We start from the raw sequence: 314 nt of genomic DNA on the forward strand, positions 1-314 counted from the left end.
GGTTCTAATTTTATTTCTAATTGTTCTTGTTGTAAGAATCTTGTCTTATCTTTTTCGGATTCTTTATTAAATTGGTCTCTTTTATTTTTTAGTTCTGTAATTATTTGAACGTAATCATTAATGACAGAAATTCTATCTTTATTAATATTTTCGATAATGTTTTCTAACTTTCTATGTTCTTGCGTTAAATTATCTTCAATATTACGAGTGTTATATTCTTCTAGTTTCTTTTGGTAGTCTTTTTGGTCGGCGTCGAGTTTGGCTAGGTCGCGGTCGATGTCGTTAAGATATGAGTCTAAAGTTTCTTTGGTAAT

1 pseudogene is annotated in these 314 nt (G+C 29.0%); it reads right to left on the reverse strand.

The window, feature by feature from the left end:
* A pseudogene (locus RI68_RS03935) lies at positions 1-314 on the reverse strand (DNA double-strand break repair protein Rad50); the annotation flags it as partial.

Origin of the sequence: Vaccinium witches'-broom phytoplasma str. VAC (assembly GCF_000309405.1) — a bacterium.
GTDB lineage: Bacteria > Bacillota_I > Bacilli_A > Acholeplasmatales > Acholeplasmataceae > Phytoplasma.